This window comes from Paucisalibacillus globulus DSM 18846, from assembly GCF_000482485.1.
GTDB lineage: Bacteria > Bacillota > Bacilli > Bacillales > Amphibacillaceae > Ornithinibacillus > Ornithinibacillus globulus.
This window is the reverse complement of sequence record NZ_KI519436.1, coordinates 143,101-162,796: the sequence shown is the minus strand read 5'-3', so window position 1 is coordinate 162,796 and position 19,696 is coordinate 143,101. Positions and strand designations below refer to the sequence as shown.

Here is a 19,696-nt window from a genome sequence, read left to right as displayed (position 1 = left end):
CTTGGTTAGCAGTAAGTTATTTTTGATGCTAGGCTGATGTCCGGTGTAATTTCTTTCTTTGTAGAAAACAGGGTATTTAATTAAAGATGTGGTGTGTAGTAAGTGTCTACAATCTTTAAATTAAGAGGATGAACTATCTAATTTTAAGGCAACATGTACACCGCACTCATCTAACATTTGAATTAGATTGGAACGCATGGATCCTGAAAAACTCGCAGCCTTTTTCACATCTTTCAGGATTTGTTCTATATTATGGTGACTATCTATCGTTCTTACTAATTGCTCATAAGCTGTTTTCATTTGACTCCATCCAGGAGTAATCCCTACGATAACAATCTTTGCCTTGTTGTTAATATATTCATTATGAGGAGCATAAAACATACTTAAATGCTCCTCTTTTTCAATCATAAATTGATCAACTAATAAGTCCTTTTTTGTAAGTGAGTCAGAAGGATGTAGCTTTTTTATAGCCGGAAGAAACTCTTCAAACGTTTCATACAAATTAAACACATCCTATTTTTTCAGGTTGAAGCATTCAATTTAACTTTTACTTCTTATAGTTCAACATTATCGGCTGATTTTCGTCCATAGTTGCTTTATACAAACTAATATTACCAACAGTTGGTTTTGAAGCATCGGAATGTACCTCAAAGTTTTCCTTTAGCACAATGGTCCAAACCGCTTCATTATCCTTCTTTAATATAATTGCAAGCGTTCCAAATTGATGTATATTCTCCCATGGAAACAATTCTGTTTGATTATTCTCTGTAACCGTGATTCCTTCTGGGCTACTTGTTACCTCAACATGATCCCCTTGCCAATCACCGTGGATTTCGGCTCCAACATAATAATAGGACATACCATCTTTGCGATCCCCGTATGTACCTATGAACTGTTGTATGGTACCACCAGCTGCGAGATAGGTAAGAACCGCAACATCATCTGCCAACCATTCCACTTTATATTCCCCATCAATCCTATTTGATAAAACTTCCTTTGGACGTGCTAAAATACCATAATACGATTGATAATATATGGCTTCCCCACTCGTAACATTTTCTTTCACAGAGAAAACATGTTTTAAATTAGGGGAAATGCTTGTTATATTGTTAATTTGCTGGTTGCTATTAACAAGTAGGGCAGTGTTAACCATGATGAATACAAACCCGATGCTAGTAATTATTATTTTTTGTTTTTGCCTGAGTTTTAGTAATAACCACAAGGATAGTGCCAAACAAAATACGCATAGCATATTAATAATATAAAATAACTGGTTGTCAATATATTCCACTTGATAACGTTCATGCAAAAGTAAATACCCCATCTGCACACTGAAAAATCCAATGGCAAAAAGAAATAGTACCCAGCCAAGTATTCTCTTCCATTTTACTTTATCTTCCATCAGGATCTACCTCCTCCTGAAACTCCCAGGTTAGACCGTTATCTGTAGAAATAAATTTCCCTTTTACAAGTCCACCTTTATAATCACCATTCGGACCTTGATTAACTAAAACAGCCAAATGATCTTCCTCTTTAAATGGAACCTCTGCCTGAACAAAGCGCTTATTATGATGGAAATTTGCTTTACTCCAGGAATCCCCTCCATCCTGTGTCACATACACATCTGGTTCTTCAGGATTAATTGTTCCATATGATAGAAATCCTGTCTTTTCATCCACAAAACCACCATATGCAATTAATCTGAGTGTCGGCGGGTCTGCAGTAGCCTCCCAAGTTTCTCCACCATCATAAGTTAAAAAGGCAGTTGAATACTCCGAGGACATCGTACGGTCACCCGATGCGATAACATATCCAAACTCATCATTTAGCAATTCTACTTTTCGAAAACGAAGTGTTGGAAATGTTTCCGCTACAACACTTTCTTTCCATGTTTTCCCCTGATCAAGAGAATATTTCAACATTATCCCAGCTTGTTTATACAGGAATACTGCACGTTCTTCTGTTAGCATGTAGCTCCCATCAATTAATTCTTGTTGGTTGCCTTGATATTCTCCATTGAATAATAGATCCTTTTGTATTGGAACCTGTATCCAATCAATTCCCTTATTATATGTAATATTTAGTTCATCATTTTGTAGTGAGTAACTGACTTTTTCATTGGTGACTGGTTGTAAAGGTGCAACTTGAGGTTCATTTGTTGTATCTTCCTGGAGGTTATTTGGTTGAGTTAGTTGCGGAAGCGTGTTGTAGTAATCTTGATTTTGATAATAGTATGTACCTATAATTAACCCAATTATCATAAGGGTTGAAAGGATTAGGAGGTAATTTTTCATGAAAAGGACTCCTTTTGTTTTTTACTTAAATCTTTACTTATTACCTAAAGTAAATCATTTATAAATGCTTATCTTGTTATCCTTTAATTATGGGAACATCACTGAATATCCATTTCTTATGTCCTTCTTTCTTTTACCACACGTCAAAATATAACTTGCACTTTATATGTCATGGTATCTAGACATCCATACAGTTACTGATACGAATAAACCTTCAATTACAGATGCCTAAGATTCCCATGCCGTTTTCTTTCTATTTTACCTTATGATAAGTAATATCATGAACTTCCAAATTAAGTTCATTGTAATCATATTCAAAAGATATCTCTTCTATCTGATTAAATTCTTCTTCGGAAAGCTCCATTACGATTGGAACGATTCTATTTTCCTCAATAGGATTGCTCTCCGTATCATTTAAGCTAATTCTTTTTTCCTTCCAAATATACTCTCCCTCTGGTGTACTTAAAGAAAAATCTAGAGAGAAATCTTTAATAGCATGTGGCAATCGATTTATACCAGCAATTAAAAAAACAATGTCATCATTTTGAGCAAAGGCTAGTCCAACAATTTCAAAACTAAATGCATCACTTTTTCCAATGTTTGGTTCAATTTCTGGGAGAATTTCTAAGACTTCGTATATTTGCGTCTCAGCAGTACCATCTTCCAAATCAGATGGTAGGATTTGGACCTTTAGCTCACTTTTTTGATTAGTTTCCCTTTTATCTACACTGCTCACTTCTGCTTGATTAATATCCGATTGCTGTTCATCTTCCTTATGTGAAGTTTCGTTATCACTACATGCGCTAAGTAAAACAAGTGAAAGTATTAAACTAACTAACAGTATACGAATATTTCGAATCCTAATCATCCTCATTCTAATAATTTATTCTAATCCTATTCCGATGTTGAAGAATTGTTGCCAATATGACGATTTAATGTTTCTTCATCTAGTTCTTTCCCTTGAACAACTAATTGATCGCCATCTCGCTCTAGGTTGAAGGTATAATAAATGCCATTATAATTGTAAAGCCATTTTACCTCTACACTTGTTATCACTTCTATTTCACTAAGAAGATTAGCAATTATTTCGGTATCTTTCTCTGTAATACTGACCATCTCACTATATTCCAAACTATTAGTTTCTAAATTTACTGTTAATCTACTATGGACAGATGATTTATCTTGAATGTCGACACCATTGTTTTGAATAGAGTATGTTTCAGAACCCCCTACTAACGCAGAATAAATTTCAGACTCGATTTCCCCCTTATCCAGCTCATCAGGCTTATCTGAATCACCTTCCATATTCCTATCCCCACAAGCAGCTAGCATACAAAGCATTAGAGTTAGGAACAACATATGACCATATTTTTTCTTCATACTTATCCTCCTTCCCATCTTTAATAAAACATATCACAGGAATTTGTGCTTTTCCATAAACACAAAGTAGTAGTCGACAGAAAGAGATAGTCATATTATCCTACATATCTTCCATTTCGAAATTGTTTCACATAACCAAAGTCCTTATTTTATTTTCTATTTCCTTGTTTAGTTTATTGGAAGGGACAAAAAAATCCCTAGCTTCAATAAGAAACCAGGGAAATTATTCGTTATAACCAGAAATTAAGCATCCTATTTTAAATTGTTGCTTGCTAAGCTTTCGGGGTACTTGTATTTAACATCACACTTCAAAATTATCAAGTAATGCACGCACTTCATCTGTTGACTCTGTCGTCATCAATTCATTTCTTAATTCACTGGCCCCACGAAATCCTTTGACATATATCTTAAAAAAGCGACGTAGTGGTTTAAAATGGCGTGGCTCAATTTGTGAATATTTATCAAAAAGGTCTAGATGTACTCTAAAGAGATTAAGCAATTCCTGACTGCTATGCTCTTTCGTCTCTTTTTCAAAGGCAAATGGGTTTTTAAAAATACCACGCCCTATCATCACTCCATCCACACCATATTTTTGAACAAGTTCTAAGCCGGTCTCCCGGTCAGGAATATCCCCATTGATTGTCAAAAGTGTATATGGTGCTACTTCATCTCGAAGTTTTTTAATCTCCGGAATTAATTCCCAGTGAGCATCAAAATTACTCATTTCTTTTCTTGTACGCAGATGAATGGAAAGATTTGCGATGTCTTGTTTCAATACGTGTGTTAGCCAGTCACGCCATTCCTCTATTTCTGTGTAACCAAGCCTTGTCTTCACGCTTACGGGTAGTCCACCTGCTTTCGCTGCTTGTATTAGATCTGCAGCAACTTCCGGATGGCGAATAAGACCGGCACCTTTACCCTTAGATGCTACATTAGGTACAGGACAACCCATATTAATATCCACACCACGGAATCCTTCCTTCGCCATACCAATACTCATTTGCCGAAAGTAATCAGGCTTGTCTCCCCATATATGGGCAACAATTGGTTGTTCATCTTCAGTATAAGTCAAACGTCCACGTACACTTTGCTGCCCCTCTGGGTGACAATAACTCACTGTATTTGTAAACTCAGTAAAAAACACATCCGGTCTCGCAGCTTCGCTCACTACATGGCGAAAAACAACATCCGTCACATCTTCCATTGGTGCTAGTATAAAAAACGGTCGTGGTAAATCACGCCAAAAATTATCTGTCATAAAAAAATTCAATCCTCTCATTATGGGATACCGGATCAAACGCATCCCAAAAATAAAAAGCAAAAATATCCTTGCTCCCTTTATACTTATACCATGCTTAAGTACTTTTTATCAAACAGATTAGAAAAGTTATATCTGAAAATCGAAGTTGGTATTGGATATAACAAAAACTAAAAATAAGTTAACTATAGTTATTTTTCTATTATATTACTTTATATTTCTTAAAAAGATTGATTTATTAGGGGAGAAATAATAAGCCATAATCAAGCACTTACCCCCACTTTAATAATCATCTTAGCTAGAAGACTCCTTCCTCTTAGGTGGAGATGATTAGCTATTCCTTGCATAGAAAACACGCTATTTTGTTTAGAAATAACGTGTTGACAATATCGATATGGTTAAGGATATAGGATTACTTTAATATAAAGGGCTATCAAGTTATGTGAAAGTATTGTCAAACCTAAAACCTAGTTAAGTTTGAAACCATCTTACAGTACTCCCTATCGCTATTCTGCCCCTATTGCATTATTCAACAAAAAGGGTATTTCTCCTTCTTTATACATATAGGCAAATTGATTCTAGAACCTGTAAGATACATTACCGAACAATGAACAACTGATGATCAAGATAATAAACACCTGTCAGTAGAAGGTTCTTAATGAAAGAAACCCGAGAGATTATTGGTTCAGACCCCGAAATCGGAAATGTTTATTTTAACAGAAATGGTGTCGGAGTCGGTAATGTTTATTTTAAATAAGAGATGTTTGTTTTAATTAGACACCCGCTGTACCGTAAAATTAAACATTTAGGAAATCCCGCCCCTCAAACCCGCATTCCACCGTTGCCGTTAAAATAAATTTTTGCTACGGAACCCCCATTTTGAAGGTTTTTCGAATCAAAAATGGACGTTTTTCGGGTGTTTTTCCGCTCATTTTTTCACCTTTTTTCCGGAGTTGGAAAATAATTTTGATAGTGGAAGGAAGAGAAAAACGAGAAAAGACTATTGAATAAAAGACGATTAAATATTGAATAACAATTGATTTTCTTATTGTACCACAATCGGAATGGATTATTGAACAAAACCAGTTATATCAAGGATTAGGGCAGTAATTAATTAATGAAAAAACTATTGAAAAGATGTGGTATTGTATTGATAAAGACGCAAAAAACTCGGGTTCCTATTGAAGAAAACCCGAGAATTTATTGGATCTGTATTGGAAAAAGCAAATGTTTATTATTACGGAATTGGCATTGGATTAGCAAATGTTTATTTTCATTAGCAATTGTTTATTTTAACTAGACATAGTAGAAAGAAGAGTTTAAGAGATAAGAAAAATTACATTGGATTCATTGGCATATATGGACTATCAAATTGAGCAACACCTTCATGGGGCACATTACTTATACTAATTTATAGAATTACTTAAACAAATAGGAAATGACTCTTAGATAAAGGCATTTCCTTTTTTAATTGGTATCTTTAACTATCCTAACATATTGACTATTTCTTTCATCTCGAATGACAACTCCTAATTTTGCTAAATCCTCACGTAGATATTTAGCATCCTTCTTTTTATCTTCTTTTAAAGCGTGTTCCCTTGCATATAGTAGGGCATTTACCTTTTCTGGAAAGTCTGGATGACCTAACACCCATCGTTGGTACTCTTTTTCAAATGGGTCTTTCTCTTTCCAGGGATATTGATAATTCCTAAATGTTTCCCGAACGGTATCTATTTTCGTTTCAAAAACTTCTCTGTATAATTCATTGCTATTTTTCCCAAGAATAATTAACTGCTTATTTTCTATATAAATAGTAGAAATATCTTTTTTATCTAGGGTATCTACCTTATCTCCTAATTTTAAAAGCAAATTTTCATAGGTTATTGTAACCTCAAGACTCTCCTCAAAAATAATCAATGTCAATAATATCCCCGCAATAATTCCAATAATGGAAGCTACAATGGAGATCCATAGGCTATTCAATGATGCTATGAATTCGATAAGTTTTTCCCAAGGGACTACAGGAAGATTTAAAAGCCAATCTGCAATAACAGGTATAAACCAACCAATTAAACCACCTAATATCATAGGAACTAAAATGATAAGTGTTTTTTCCGGTTTACTCAATCCTAGAACTGTCTCAGTTTCTCTCATAAAGCTCGTCCTTCCCTATTTCAAATAGTTACTCGCTTAATTATTTTTAATATACTTTTTATCAACTCTTCATTATATTCCTCTACACTTAATTTATTTTGAAAGGTTAGCATAGATTCAGAAATGGCCCCTTGGATTATCGTTGAAATAACTTGAAGTGGAAAATCTCCAAATTCCTCTGACTCTTGCCCCTGACGAAGTATTTTTTCTAATAAATTTGTTTTTAAATCTTCTTCTTCCTCTAATAAATAATAGGGTGTGTGATCAGGTGTACGAGCATTAGAAACTATTTCAATCAAAGCAATATTATTTGTTTTATTTGTTATTTGATAAGCTAGACTTGCTTCAATAAATGCTTTTAACTTTTCTGTGGCTGTCTGTTTTTGTATCACACACTCATTAATAAACTCCCACTCTTGTTCAACTAAATACATTAATGTATTGTTCATCAAATCTTCTTTACCAGAGAAATGATATGAAATAAGCCCTGTACTTATTTTTGCCTTTTTTGCTATTTTAGCCAGACTTGTACTTACATACCCAATTTCTTTCAAAACCTCAACTGCAGCCTTTATTATTTGTTCTCTCCTAGCTTCTGCTATAAAGGATTGTTTATCTTCCATTTATATTCACACCTCATAAATTTAATTGATTAATCATTTTTTTGATTGTATGTACAATTAATTTTATTATATTACTTTCTCAATTATTGTCAAATTAAGTAGGGTGGAATAGATGAATATTGATTTCCTATTGAAGCTAATATCAAGTTCAAACCATTAATGACAATGGTTTGAACTATAAAAAACACTACCAGAAAAGATATTGATTTGTATTGAAAAAGGCATGAAAAACTCGGGATTCTATTGAAGAAAACCCGAGAATTTATTGGATCTGTATTGGAAAAAGCAAATGTTTATTATTACGGAATTGGCATTGGATTAGCAAATGTTTATTTTCATTAGCAATTGTTTATTTTAACTAGACAATTTCTTGTACAACCAAAATAAACTCCTGCTAAATCCTCTCCCTCCAACCCGCATTCCACCGTTGCCGTTAAAATAAAATTTTGCTACGGAACCCCTATTTTCACACTTTTTTGGTTCAAAAATGACCGTTTTTCGAGCTTTTTTCGGTTGTTTTTTCACCTTTTTTTCGGAGTTGGAATAAAGTTTTGGGAATGGAATAAGGAAAAATTCTAGAAAAGATAGTGGAGAAAAGAGGGATAAAATAAAGAGAAAATATTGAATGAGTATTGATTTATTATTGAATTGGATATTGGATAAACCCAGTAATGACAAGGATTTAGGAACATAACTGCATTGAAATGATATTGGAAAAGACATGAAAAAACTCGGGCTCCTGATGAGGAAAACCCGAGAAATTATTGGATCTATATTGAAAAAGCAAATGTTTATTATTACGAAATCGGTGGTGGGAGTAGCAGATGTTTATTTTGACAGTCAGGTGTTTATTATTGATCTACATAGTAGAAAAAGAGTTTCAGATATAAGAAAATAGATTTTCTACTTAAATTACTTTCTTAACCTTTTGGTACAAAACCCACCAAGTAAGTCATCATCCACACTACTTTTCGAGAGTGAAGTATTTTAGAATAAAGATCAGAAGAACCTATTAAGCATCCAGTCCGATCTTAATTTAATTGTTCTTTTTCAATTTATCTATATGTCCACCTATTATGAACTCGAGATTATCACTAATTTTCTTAGAATCCCAATCCCACCACTTTATTGTTAGCCAATCCTCTATTACTTTATCTGAATAACGTTTTTTTATAACTATCGCAGGATTTCCTCCAACAACTGTATAGGGGGCTACATTTTTTGTAACAACTGATTGTGCAGCAATAATTGCTCCATCTCCAATTTTGACTCCAGGCATAATTGTTACATCTCTTCCTATCCATACATCATTTCCGACTTCAGTATCTCCTTTAATCAGCAGGTCGTCTAAGGTAGGTACATACATATCCCACCCACTGCCAAACAAATGGAATGGATAAGTAGAGCCATCCATTTGATGGTTCGCTCCATTCATAATAAAGGTTGTTCCTGGACCTATCGAACAAAACTTTCCTATAATCAGTTCATCACCTATTACTTCATAGTGATATAGAACTTGTTCTTCAAATGACTCTCCATGTTTACTATCGTAGTACGAATAATCCCCAACAGAAACATTTTTTCTTGTTATAGTTGGCTTGATAAATTGAACATTTTTATTTCCTTCTAATGGAAATGGAGTTTGTGGATTAGGTCCAGGAGAATTTTTAGCAGACATAAACTCACTCCTTTATATCATTGTTTAAAGATGACTTACTGTTTTAATCACAATATATTATTTGACACGGACCGAGGCAGCGGCGTGTACTTTCCATTTCCTACTAACTGGCTATTTCTTTATTGTCAAAAAATGCTTTATAATGTTACTAGAAGTATGAATCAATTAAGATATATGATCCAGCTACCACGCAAGATATACTATTAATAGTTCTAAAATCGGAACAACTGCATCAGTTCCAATTCTAGAACTTATTCAGAAAAAATCATACTTAAACACCAGTTGAAAGAGAATTCATTTATGGTCATATTCTTGATTTTAACTTACATTTATTCAAAAAACACACTAGGATATTCAACAAATCCTGAAACTTTATCAAGGGTATTTTCACCTAATTCCATTGCCATAAATGCCTCGTCTGATACTTCAAAAGGTGCTTTTATTCCCCAAATGGATGCTTTTTTGAACCCGAACTTCGGATAATATTCAGGATGCCCCAAGACAACAATTGAATTAAATTTAAGTTCTTTTGCTTTTTTCAATGCTTTAGTAATTAATAACTTACCTACGCCTTGGTTTTGATATTCCGGTAATACAGATACAGGTGCAAGAGCGAGTGACTCTACAACTTGATCTTCATTATTGATTTTTATCTTGGTTAATAGAATATGGCCAACTATTCGATTATCATCATTATCCATTGCCACTAAAGAAAATTCCGGTATAAATACATTTGAGTTTCTAAGTCGACACACCAGATTATGCTCATTTTCATCACTGTGTTCTGCATTAGCAAATGCACATTTTACTACTTTTTCAGTAATTTTATAGTCCTCTTCCTGTTCTTGTTTAATTATTATATTCATTTCTTTATAGCTCCTGTTCCAATACAAATCTTACTTATCCATGCAGCTCTTCTCGAAAAAGTTCATGATGTAGCCCTATTTTTCTCATTCTTTTTATATAATTACACTTACCATAGAAAACTTGTTTATTTTCGGATTACTCCTTGGGCTTATCTCCAATTAAGCCAAACAAAAACATTTGAGAGAAAGCATACTTATTGTAAATTTTTGAAACAACTGATGGAATTGTCAAACCATAATCCAAGTAGGTGTTTAAAATTTGCTGTGTAAACTCTTTCTGATTCGTTAAAGCACTTTCCTGCAATTCTTTTACTAACTGTTTACTAACTTTTTCCCTTCCACCAAGTGCTTGTTGCAACTGATAGCCTGCCCTATACAATTCAGTAGCAAGATCTTCATCTGATTTCTGGTGTTCAGCTACATAGTTAGAAATCCAATCCCGCACTAACGAAGAAGCATCTTTATTATTTTCCTTTGCGATCTGTTGGAAACTCTCTTTTAGTTCCTTCGATATACGTAAATTCAAATTCGTATCCATTTTTAAGATAATGCCTCCTTCATAGAATAAGTTAATTATAACCAAACGTGTTTACACAGTCAATACATTGTATTCACAAAGGTGATGCATTGTGTTTACAAAATTAAAGAATTTTGATTTTTTATGTTGAGTGGACCATTGGATAACCCAGCAAGTTTAAGAATTATTATATGAAAGGGAATAAATCAAGCTCGATCATTTCCTCTCTTTCATCTATAATCTACTTCAAATTAGCTATCAAATTTGGTATTTAATAATTCTTTTACATTATCTCTATAATTCCACAATATTTTCTACATAGTGTTAGATGTAAAATAACAAAAAAGGATTGAATCTAGTTTTAGATTCAACCTCTCATTTTATCTATTTTTTTTCTCTTTTGTTCATTTAAAAATTTCCTGGCATTCTTCATGCCGCCCATCCACTAAACACATTATTTAGCTTTTCTTTTCTAGCATTTTAGAATTTAAGCCTTACTTTGTTTCTTTTTCTAGTCTTCGATAGCTTTCTAACCTTTCAATTGACAAGGTCCCAGCCTGAATTGCCTTTTGTACAGCACATTTTGGCTCATTCGTATGCGTACAGTCAATAAATTTACACTTTTCTGCAAAGTCCTCCTAGTAAGGAGCCTGGGAAGTATTTCATGTTAAGTCTTGAGGCTTATTAATCTCTTCTGCCAAGTTGGTTGAAGACAATATATTTTTAGGAACAAACAGTCTCTACAATTTTTGTAATGTTATAATAAACTCCTGCTAATTCTCCCACCTCCAACCCGCATTCCACTGTTTCCTTTTAAAAAAAGTTTAGCTAAAAAAATAATGAATAAATAACGGGAGATTGAAGAACCAAGAGAGATAGGCCATATTGAATGAGTATTGGATTTTGTATTGAATTGAATATAGAGTGAGATATTGGACAAGTCCAGTCATGACAAGGGTTAGGAAGATAATTAATTTATAAAAAGACTATTGAAAAGATATTGATTTGCATTGAAAAAGACACAAAAAATCCCGGGTTCTTATTGGAAAAAACCCGAGAAATTATTGGAATTGATATTGAAAAAGCAAAAGATTATTTTAACGAAATTGGGATTGGATTAGCAAATGTTTATTTTAACGAGCAAATGTATTTTTTAGTTACACACCCGCTTCTCCAACCAAGCCACACTCTCAATATGCATACTCTGAGGAAACATATCAACAGGCTGTACTTCCTTTGTCCCAAACCCACCATCTTCTAAAATTCGTAGATCTCGTGCTAATGTTGATGGGTTACAAGAAACATATACAATCCGATTGGGTCCCATTTCAATCATCGCGTTTAGTAGCCCTTCATCACAGCCTTTACGCGGTGGATCTACAACAATCACATCTGGTTTCAACCCGTTTTCCTTCCATTTCGGCATAACCTCTTCAGCAGTACCCACTTCAAATTCCACATTAGTGATTCCATTCAATTTTGCATTAACACGGGCATCTTCAATTGCCTCTGGTACTACCTCAACACCATAGACCTTTTTGGCTTTTTGCGCTAAGAAAAGTGAAATCGTCCCAATACCGCAGTACGCATCAATTACAGTATCATTTTCATTAATAGCCGCATATTCCAAAGCCTTATCATATAACCGCTTTGTCTGAGTAGGATTCACTTGATAAAATGACTTCGCTGAGATTGCAAACCGAATAGAACCGATGGAATCATAAATATATTCCTGCCCCCAAAGTACCTTGGTCTTATCTCCAAGAATGACATTCGTCTTAGCTGGATTTATATTATGAATAATAGACTTCACACTTGGGTATGCCTCGGTTAACTCACGAATGAATTCTTTCGCATAAGGTAATTCCTTCGTCCTTGTTATTAATACGATCATCGTTTCCTTTGTTTCACGACCGGTTCGGACCATAACATGGCGTAGAACACCAGAATGACTTTTCTCATCATAGGCTTCAATTCCTAGCTTGCTAGCTATTCGACGAACCGCTTCCACCATCCGGTCATTCAAATCCTCTTGCACAACACAAGTATCCATATCCTCAATAATATTGTGGCTACGCATTTGATAAAAGCCTGTAATCAGTTCCCCATCCTTTTCACCAACCGGAATAGCTACCTTATTACGATATCTCCAAGGGTCCTCCATTCCAATCGTCGGATGAACAGGGACATGATCCAAATGAGCAACTTTTCGCATCACATTTTTCACTTGCTGTTGCTTCATTGAAAGCTGAAGATTATAACTCATATGCTGAATTTGACATCCACCACATTTGTAAAACACATCACATGGTGGTTCGACACGTTCAGGGCTAGGGTTTTTCACTTCTAGAAGTTTTCCAAATGCAAAGTTTTTATTCACCTTCACCACTTTTACAGTGGCTTCTTCACCCGGCAATCCATACGGTACAAATAGTGGATAGCCATTTATTTTACCAACACCGTTTCCTTCATGGGTTAGATCCTCAAACGAAAGCGTTACTGTTTCATTCTTTTTAACTGGAGCAGACTGTTTTGCCATATATGTATCTTCCTTTATGATCTAATTTACTGCTTATAATCTTATCACAAACAAAGGAGACTACCAATTAGTCAGTAGTCTCCCTATTTAGATAGGATTCTGGAACAAAAATATCAATATGCTGCCTGAGATTACGGAATTCCCCTGGTAAGAGGCCGCCATATTCTCCATCAATATTTAATTGCATTTTTTCAACTGGTGTTACCTTAATATGTTTTGCTTTTGAATAGATGACGTGTTTATCTTCTAAATGTGCTCCCCTTAATGCCAAACTAGCAATGCGAATGAACTCTGCTAAATTAGTTTTTCGCAATATCAATAAATCAAAATAACCATCATCAAGACAAGCATCTGGAGCTAGCTTTTCAAATCCACCAACCGAATTCGTATTTGAAATTAAGAAAAGCATGATATCTTCCTCTATAACATTTCCATCATATTCTATTTTTACACCAGCTGGTTTTAAAGAGGGCAACATTTCAATGCCTTTGAAATAATAAGCCATCTGACCAAGCATTGTTTTCAGTTTACTCGGTACTTCATAAGTTAATTCCGTAAGCTTCCCGCCACCTGCTATATTTATAAAATATTGGTCATTTACTTTACCAATATCTAAAAGCATTGATTGGTTCTCAATTATGACATCTACAGCTTTTTGAATACTATCCCTAGGAATAGTTAAAGCTCTAGCAAAGTCATTCGTTGTCCCTACTGGAATAACCCCTAGTCTTGGGCGATATTCCTGTTCTGCCAGACCATTTACTACTTCATTGATGGTACCGTCACCGCCAGCAGCTATTACAATATCATATTTTCTTTCAACGGCAATTCGCGCTGCTTTTATTGCGTCACCTTCACCAGTTGTGGCATGTGCTGATACTTCATATCCCGCTTTTTCTAGTTTTTCTAGTACTGCAGGTAATTCCTTCTTGAATGCCTCTCGACCAGAAGTTGGGTTATATATAATACGGGCCCTTTTCATCTAACATATCCCCTCTCCAATGCTACTTTATACTCAAATACGTTTATATTAGTATCTCTATTAATTAGTTGGATATTTTTTCATGCATATCTATTCTAGCCATAATTCATGATTTTGAAAAGTTTTTGGGCTAAATACATTGGAAATTCACACTTTGAGGAATTAGATTAATTATAGGAATTGCGGGTTTGTGAGCATGTACTAGATAACTTGGCGTATTTGTCCGTTCAACCTAAGGATGTGACCGATTCTTTGGACCTTGTGACCATTCAACTAAATCATGCGATCAATTCCTCAGACCATGTGCCCGTCCACATAGAGCATATGCCCAATCACTCGGACCTTGTGACCGTCCACACAGAGCATGCGACCAAACTCTCGGACCTTGTACCCGTTCAACCAAAGCATGCGACCTAGAACTTACAACATAGACAGAATACAAAAAAATGCCTAAGGGGGACTCTCCCCCTTAGGGCATTTTTATCTTTTATTCATTTCTTCTACTAATATTTTATTCACCATTGGTGGGTTTGCTTGACCTTTAGTCGCTTTCATTACTTGTCCAACTAGGAAGCCAAGTGCACGGTCTTTCCCGTTTTTAAAGTCGATAATAGACTGTTCATTTTCATTTAGAATACCTGTGATAATCTCACGTAATTGGCCTTCATCTGAAATTTGAACCATGCCTTTATCTTTAACGATTGTTTCAGGATCTCCGCCTTTTTCAACTAATTCCGCAAAAACTTTCTTCGCAATCTTAGATGAAATTGTACCATCTTCAATTAGTTTAATCATTTTCCCTAATGATTCAGGTGTTAACGCTAAATCATGAAGTTCTTTATAATGCTTATTCATATAACCTGAAACTTCACCCATTAACCAGTTAGAAGCTTGTTTAATGTCTGCCCCATTATTCACTGTCTCTTCAAAGAAATCAGCCATTTCCTTAGAGCTGGTCAAGTTTGCTGCATCATATTCTGACAAACCTAATTCATCGATATAGCGTTGCTTACGAGCATCTGGAAGTTCTGGAATTTCATTACGAACTCTTTCTTTCCATGCCTCATCAATATAAAGCGGCACAAGATCTGGCTCTGGGAAATAACGATAATCATCAGAACCTTCTTTAACACGCATTAAGATTGTTTCTTTTGTTTTCTCATCAAATCGGCGTGTTTCTTGTAAAATTTCTCCACCGGATAATAATACTTTTTCCTGGCGTTTTTCTTCAAACTCAAGTCCTTTTTGAACAAACGTGAAAGAGTTTAAGTTTTTAAGTTCAGCTTTTGTGCCAAATTTTTCTTGTCCATATGGACGAAGAGAAATGTTTGCATCACATCGAAGTGAACCTTCTTGCATTTTTACATCAGAAACACCAGTATATTGGATAATTGTTTTCAATTTTTCAAGATACGCATATGCTTCCTCAGGAGTACGCATATCTGGTTCGGATACAATTTCAATTAATGGTGTACCTTGACGGTTAAAGTCAACATAAGAATACCCATCATCACCATGAGTCAGCTTACCAGCATCCTCTTCCAAGTGAACACGAGTAATACCAATTTTCTTCTTCTTACCTCCTACTTCAATCTCAATCCAGCCATGCTCACCAATTGGTTGGTCAAATTGAGAAATTTGGAAGGCTTTTGGATTGTCCGGATAAAAGTAGTTCTTACGATCAAATTTAGTGTCTGTTGCAATTTCACAATTCAGCGCCATGGCTGCCTTCATTGCGAAGTTTACTGCCTCTTCATTTAATACTGGAAGAACACCTGGATATCCTAAATCAATCGGATTTATATTCGTATTTGGCTCAGCACCAAAAGCATTTGGGCTTGGGCTAAATATTTTCGATTTAGTTTTCAATTCAACGTGTACTTCAAGACCAATAATTGTTTCAAAGTTCATTAGTTTGCACCTCCAAGTTGAGGTCTTTTTGTATGGTGATCCGTAGCCTGTTCATATGCATGTGCAGCACGGTAAACCGTACTTTCGTCAAAATGCTTACCAATTATTTGCAATCCAATTGGAAGTCCTTCAGAAGAAAATCCACATGGAAGAGATATTCCTGGTACCCCAGCTAAATTTACTGGAATCGTTAAAATATCATTAGCATACATCGTTAATGGATCATCAATATTCTCGCCAACTTTAAATGCTGGGGTTGGTGTTGTTGGACCAATTACTACATCATATTCTTCAAAAATCTTATCAAAGTCATTTTTGATTAAGGTACGTACTTTTTGTGCCTTTTTATAATAAGCGTCATAGTATCCAGAGCTTAATGCGAAGGTTCCAAGCATAATACGACGCTTAACTTCTTCGCCAAATCCTTCACTACGAGACTTCTTAAACATATCAACCATGTTCTCTGCGTTCTCTGAGCGAACCCCATAGCGCACTCCATCAAAACGAGCAAGGTTTGCAGATGCTTCAGAAGATGAGAGTAAATAGTAAGCAGCAACAGCATACTTAGAATACGGTAAAGAAACCTCTTCCCAAGTTGCGCCTAATGATTCATATACTTTTAGTGCTTCTAAAATAGCTTCTCTTACCTCCGGGTTTACCCCTTCAGCTAGGTATTCTTTTGGAACAGCAATCTTTAGACCTTTTACATCACCCGTTAGAGCTTCAGTATAAGATGGTACATCTACATTTGCACTTGTTGAATCCATTTTGTCATGGCCAGCAATAATCTCTAACACACGTGCATTATCTTCCACCGTACGAGTTAGAGGTCCAATTTGATCAAGGGAAGATGCAAAAGCAACCAATCCAAAACGGGATACTAGTCCATAGGTAGGTTTTAAACCAACCACTCCACAGAATGCTGCTGGTTGTCGAATGGATCCACCAGTATCAGAGCCGAGTGAGAAAAGAACTTCTCCTGCAGCAACTGCCGCTGCCGATCCACCACTGGATCCTCCTGGAACATGATTAGTATTCCATGGGTTTCGAGTTGGTGTAAAGCTTGAGTTTTCATTAGAAGAACCCATAGCAAACTCGTCCATGTTTAACTTTCCAATGTTTACAATCTTTTCTGCATGTAACTTTTCTACAACGGTTGCATCGTATAGTGGGTCATCAAAATTCCTTAAAAATTGACTTGCACAAGTAGTACGCAATCCCTTTGTAACGATATTATCTTTAATACCTGCGGGGATACCAAATAGCTTTCCCTCAGTGTCTTCTGAATCATCCAGTTCTTTAGCTTTTCTTCGTGCATTTTCTTCGTCTAATGTTAAAAACGCATGGACCTTATCGTCCACCTCATGTATACGATTATAGGACTCATCAACAAGATCACTAACAGTAATTTCCTTATTATGTAATTTTGCTTCTATTTCTTTAATACTATGGTCAAATAGAGACATAAGATTTCCCTCCTTATTCAATTATTCAAGTATTGATGGTACACGGAATTGACCATCTTTGTGATCAGGAGCATTCTTTAATGCTTCTTCCCTTGTAATCCATTCTCTAGGCTCATCTTTACGCATCACGTTCTTTAAGTCTAATACGTGAGTGGTTGGTTCGATTCCATCCGTATCTATTTCATTAAGCTGTTCAGCAAATTTGATAATAGAGCTTAATTGCTTGGTAAACATTTCCGCCTCTTCTTCTGTTACTTCAAGACGCGCTAAATTCGCAACATGTTTAACTTGTTCTTTAGTGATTTCTGCCATTTTATGCACCTCCACAATTTTATAATTTTATCATTAATTATTTTGATTAAAAAGCATCCACAATACTATTGATAATAGCAGAAAACCTTCGTTCATAGCAACTTATCCAGTACCTGTTCCAAAATGAATTCCTTTACAACAAAAAAAAGACCTGAAGTAGTTTCCACACCACTTCAGGCAAAGTCTATCATATATTGTAATAGGGTAAAAAACATAGATTACTGACAAGCTTAAGTAAATTGATTCGATTACATGTTGACTACTGATGAAACTGACATCTTTAAGATGCTAGGTTCTGCTTCACCATGTGCCACATCAGTTGGCTGATTTTCTTGCATGAATAAAAATCCTCCCATAAGAATTGTTCCTAAAGCTACTGAAGCGAATAGTTTTTTCAAGTTTATCCCCCCTTTACAAGTTAACTATTTCCTCATAGGTGAGGTTTGCAAGTTTATAGTATTTAACAGAGTCCTTATACTTCCCTACTGATTCAAAATACTTTGCTAACATATTGGAAAATAGAATTAAGTTTCCATGATCCTTATGTTTTTTCAAGTAGGGGATAAGATCCTCTATTACTAACGTAGTAAATTGCTCGTACTGCTCATTAATAGCATATATATATGAGTGAACTATATAGTAATATAACTCATAAAAAACATTATTTTTCGCTAAATCCAATAATTTCTTAGCTTTTTCAATTACTTCTAAAGCCTTTTCAAAATTATATATTCTGTAATATTCTTTAATTAAATTCGTTGTAGCTATTAACCTCTCGTTTAGACCAACTTCCTCAGAATCTATCGCATCAAGATAATGCTTTATTGCTTCTTTAGAATCACCAATTGCAGAATAGAGGTAGCCAAGGTTTTGGTTCGTTAACTGAATAATTGTGTTATTCTTGTTAAGTTCACCTAAGTGCTTTGCTAGATTATAATGTTTAATAGCTTTTTCATACATTTTTATTCTTCTGTAGGAAATCCCCAAAAGAATATGGCATTGTGCACAGCGTATAAAGTTATACTCTTTTTGAAAGATGTCAATAGCTTTATTAGAGTATTCGATTACTTCTAAGGTGTTTAGCAATTTACTATGTGTTACCGCAATAGTATATTGCAAATCAGCTAGTTCAGAATCTGATAAATGTATCTGGTTGACTTTATCTTCTGCTAGTTTAAACGATTTCATTGCCTGGTTATATTCATTGTTAAAAAATGCATAGTTTCCTTTAAACTTATACCAATAAAACAAGTGAAGATTATCGAATGTACCAGATACTTCATTTAAACTATTAATCTGCTCCAGTGCATTATCAAATTGCTTTAAAACAAGAAAATATCTTATCTTATGAATCTCAAATAACATCAAGCTGTCTGACCGAACTAATGCCATAAGTTCACTTAGTTCATTATACATTTCAATTAGCTCTTCTTTATCATTCACTTCAAAAAGTAAATTAAACCATTGCTCACATTTTTCCTTGATTGTAATGTTCGTCTCGCTATCCAATTCAATTCCTAAACGAGTACAAAGCATACTTATTACTTCAGGACTTGCTTCTGTGCGAAGGTTTTCAATCTTAGACAAATAGCTCATAGAAACAATGCCTTCTGCTAGTTCTTCTTGTGTCATTCCTTTTTTAACACGTTGCAATTTTATAAAGGAGCCAATTTCCATATTACTTTCCTCCTACTATTTGCCTCTATTTCTATTTGT

The 19,696-nt window shown here is 34.8% G+C and carries 18 protein-coding genes; all 18 read right to left on the bottom strand.

Annotated elements, in window-relative coordinates; genetic code table 11:
* Positions 1-120: 120 nt before the first annotated feature.
* The 18 genes from K332_RS24515 to K332_RS0114480 all read right to left on the bottom strand — a co-directional run bounded on the left by K332_RS24515 (position 121) and on the right by K332_RS0114480 (position 19,657).
* Positions 121-501 (bottom strand): hypothetical protein, encoded by a 381-nt coding sequence (locus K332_RS24515; protein ID WP_245604704.1) that lies wholly within the window; start codon positions 499-501, stop codon positions 121-123.
* A 46-nt stretch (positions 502-547) separates the two neighbouring features.
* Entirely contained in the window at positions 548-1,402 is an 855-nt protein-coding gene (locus K332_RS0114575; RefSeq protein ID WP_036689035.1) for a hypothetical protein, read from the bottom strand.
* Complete coding sequence (locus K332_RS0114570; RefSeq protein ID WP_026908122.1) at positions 1,392-2,294, bottom strand: WD40/YVTN/BNR-like repeat-containing protein; 903 nt, start codon at positions 2,292-2,294, stop codon at positions 1,392-1,394. Before K332_RS0114570 ends, K332_RS0114575 begins: the two co-directional genes overlap by 11 nt.
* Positions 2,295-2,547: 253 nt before the next feature.
* Positions 2,548-3,162 (bottom strand): hypothetical protein, encoded by a 615-nt coding sequence (locus tag K332_RS0114565; protein ID WP_026908121.1) that lies wholly within the window; start codon positions 3,160-3,162, stop codon positions 2,548-2,550.
* A 26-nt stretch (positions 3,163-3,188) separates the two neighbouring features.
* Positions 3,189-3,674, bottom strand: a complete 486-nt coding sequence (locus K332_RS0114560) for a hypothetical protein (protein ID WP_026908120.1) — start codon at positions 3,672-3,674, stop codon at positions 3,189-3,191.
* Between the two features lie 301 nt (positions 3,675-3,975).
* The gene (locus tag K332_RS0114555; RefSeq protein WP_026908119.1) at positions 3,976-4,932 is read right to left on the bottom strand and encodes a tRNA dihydrouridine synthase; all 957 of its coding nucleotides are present in this window, start codon (positions 4,930-4,932) and stop codon (positions 3,976-3,978) included.
* A gap of 1,467 nt (positions 4,933-6,399) precedes the next feature.
* Positions 6,400-7,086: a YqeB family protein gene (locus K332_RS0114545; protein ID WP_026908118.1), complete on the bottom strand. Its 687-nt coding sequence runs from the start codon at positions 7,084-7,086 to the stop codon at positions 6,400-6,402.
* A 20-nt stretch (positions 7,087-7,106) separates the two neighbouring features.
* On the bottom strand, positions 7,107-7,709 hold the full coding sequence (locus K332_RS0114540; RefSeq protein ID WP_026908117.1) for a TetR/AcrR family transcriptional regulator: 603 nt from the start codon (positions 7,707-7,709) through the stop codon (positions 7,107-7,109).
* Positions 7,710-8,745: 1,036 nt separating this feature from the next.
* Positions 8,746-9,387 carry a Vat family streptogramin A O-acetyltransferase gene (locus tag K332_RS0114525; RefSeq protein WP_026908115.1) on the bottom strand — a complete coding sequence of 214 codons (642 nt, stop codon included), beginning with the start codon at positions 9,385-9,387 and terminating at the stop codon, positions 8,746-8,748.
* Positions 9,388-9,716: 329 nt separating this feature from the next.
* Complete coding sequence (locus K332_RS0114520) at positions 9,717-10,253, bottom strand: GNAT family N-acetyltransferase (protein WP_026908114.1); 537 nt, start codon at positions 10,251-10,253, stop codon at positions 9,717-9,719.
* A gap of 136 nt (positions 10,254-10,389) precedes the next feature.
* Positions 10,390-10,791, bottom strand: coding sequence for a hypothetical protein (locus K332_RS22615; RefSeq protein WP_036689032.1), 402 nt, complete (start codon positions 10,789-10,791; stop codon positions 10,390-10,392).
* Between the two features lie 1,132 nt (positions 10,792-11,923).
* Entirely contained in the window at positions 11,924-13,309 is a 1,386-nt protein-coding gene (gene rlmD / locus K332_RS0114510) for a 23S rRNA (uracil(1939)-C(5))-methyltransferase RlmD (protein ID WP_026908113.1), read from the bottom strand.
* 67 nt (positions 13,310-13,376) lie between these two features.
* A complete protein-coding gene (locus K332_RS0114505) occupies positions 13,377-14,291 on the bottom strand; it encodes a diacylglycerol kinase (RefSeq protein ID WP_026908112.1) in 915 nt (304 codons plus the stop codon).
* Positions 14,292-14,771: 480 nt separating this feature from the next.
* Entirely contained in the window at positions 14,772-16,202 is a 1,431-nt protein-coding gene (gatB, locus tag K332_RS0114500; protein ID WP_026908111.1) for an Asp-tRNA(Asn)/Glu-tRNA(Gln) amidotransferase subunit GatB, read from the bottom strand.
* Entirely contained in the window at positions 16,202-17,668 is a 1,467-nt protein-coding gene (gatA, locus tag K332_RS0114495; RefSeq protein WP_026908110.1) for an Asp-tRNA(Asn)/Glu-tRNA(Gln) amidotransferase subunit GatA, read from the bottom strand. The genes gatB and gatA overlap by 1 nt, the downstream gene beginning before the upstream one ends.
* A 21-nt stretch (positions 17,669-17,689) precedes the next feature.
* Entirely contained in the window at positions 17,690-17,980 is a 291-nt protein-coding gene (gatC, locus tag K332_RS0114490) for an Asp-tRNA(Asn)/Glu-tRNA(Gln) amidotransferase subunit GatC (protein WP_026908109.1), read from the bottom strand.
* A gap of 248 nt (positions 17,981-18,228) precedes the next feature.
* The gene (locus tag K332_RS24005) at positions 18,229-18,378 is read right to left on the bottom strand and encodes a hypothetical protein (protein WP_156914209.1); all 150 of its coding nucleotides are present in this window, start codon (positions 18,376-18,378) and stop codon (positions 18,229-18,231) included.
* Positions 18,379-18,391: 13 nt separating this feature from the next.
* Positions 18,392-19,657: a helix-turn-helix domain-containing protein gene (locus K332_RS0114480; RefSeq protein WP_026908108.1), complete on the bottom strand. Its 1,266-nt coding sequence runs from the start codon at positions 19,655-19,657 to the stop codon at positions 18,392-18,394.
* Between the last annotated feature and the right edge of the window lie 39 nt (positions 19,658-19,696).

What these genes read in the sequence shown, in the direction of transcription:
- K332_RS0114575 (WP_036689035.1), bottom strand. Translation starts at nt 1,402, where the DNA reads ATGGAAGATAAAGTAAAATGGAAGAGAATACTTGGCTGGGTACTATTT.
- K332_RS0114570 (WP_026908122.1), bottom strand. Translation starts at nt 2,294, where the DNA reads ATGAAAAATTACCTCCTAATCCTTTCAACCCTTATGATAATTGGGTTA.
- K332_RS0114565 (WP_026908121.1), bottom strand. Translation starts at nt 3,162, where the DNA reads ATGATTAGGATTCGAAATATTCGTATACTGTTAGTTAGTTTAATACTT.
- K332_RS0114560 (WP_026908120.1), bottom strand. Translation starts at nt 3,674, where the DNA reads ATGAAGAAAAAATATGGTCATATGTTGTTCCTAACTCTAATGCTTTGT.
- K332_RS0114555 (WP_026908119.1), bottom strand. Translation starts at nt 4,932, where the DNA reads ATGACAGATAATTTTTGGCGTGATTTACCACGACCGTTTTTTATACTA.
- K332_RS0114545 (WP_026908118.1), bottom strand. Translation starts at nt 7,086, where the DNA reads ATGAGAGAAACTGAGACAGTTCTAGGATTGAGTAAACCGGAAAAAACA.
- K332_RS0114540 (WP_026908117.1), bottom strand. Translation starts at nt 7,709, where the DNA reads ATGGAAGATAAACAATCCTTTATAGCAGAAGCTAGGAGAGAACAAATA.
- K332_RS0114525 (WP_026908115.1), bottom strand. Translation starts at nt 9,387, where the DNA reads ATGTCTGCTAAAAATTCTCCTGGACCTAATCCACAAACTCCATTTCCA.
- K332_RS0114520 (WP_026908114.1), bottom strand. Translation starts at nt 10,253, where the DNA reads ATGAATATAATAATTAAACAAGAACAGGAAGAGGACTATAAAATTACT.
- K332_RS22615 (WP_036689032.1), bottom strand. Translation starts at nt 10,791, where the DNA reads ATGGATACGAATTTGAATTTACGTATATCGAAGGAACTAAAAGAGAGT.
- rlmD (WP_026908113.1), bottom strand. Translation starts at nt 13,309, where the DNA reads ATGGCAAAACAGTCTGCTCCAGTTAAAAAGAATGAAACAGTAACGCTT.
- K332_RS0114505 (WP_026908112.1), bottom strand. Translation starts at nt 14,291, where the DNA reads ATGAAAAGGGCCCGTATTATATATAACCCAACTTCTGGTCGAGAGGCA.
- gatB (WP_026908111.1), bottom strand. Translation starts at nt 16,202, where the DNA reads ATGAACTTTGAAACAATTATTGGTCTTGAAGTACACGTTGAATTGAAA.
- gatA (WP_026908110.1), bottom strand. Translation starts at nt 17,668, where the DNA reads ATGTCTCTATTTGACCATAGTATTAAAGAAATAGAAGCAAAATTACAT.
- gatC (WP_026908109.1), bottom strand. Translation starts at nt 17,980, where the DNA reads ATGGCAGAAATCACTAAAGAACAAGTTAAACATGTTGCGAATTTAGCG.
- K332_RS0114480 (WP_026908108.1), bottom strand. Translation starts at nt 19,657, where the DNA reads ATGGAAATTGGCTCCTTTATAAAATTGCAACGTGTTAAAAAAGGAATG.